The sequence below is a fragment of the Weissella viridescens genome, from assembly GCF_001437355.1.
Lineage (GTDB): Bacteria > Bacillota > Bacilli > Lactobacillales > Lactobacillaceae > Weissella > Weissella viridescens.
The window spans coordinates 1-219 of sequence record NZ_JQBM01000008.1; the positions used below are offsets into that span (position 1 = coordinate 1).

Annotated in this window: 1 tRNA gene; it reads right to left on the minus strand. The window is 46.6% G+C overall.

Annotated features, from left to right (window positions below):
• Positions 1–27: 27 nt before the first annotated feature.
• Positions 28–100: transfer RNA gene (locus IV50_RS07625), tRNA-Thr, on the minus strand.
• Between the last annotated feature and the right edge of the window lie 119 nt (positions 101–219).

Sequence of the window (219 nt, forward strand, 5' to 3'; positions counted from 1 at the left end):
TACCACTGAACTAAGTTCGCAAGATAATGCCGACTAAAGGACTCGAACCTTCGACCCCCGCTTTACAAGAGCGATGCTCTACCAACTGAGCTAAGTCGGCAAAATACTAGTTAAGTACCAGCCTGGTGAATAGATATTCATGATCACTTGAAACTTTCGTTTCAATGGACGATACAGGGATCGAACCTGTGACCCCCTGCTTGTAAGGCAGGTGCTCTC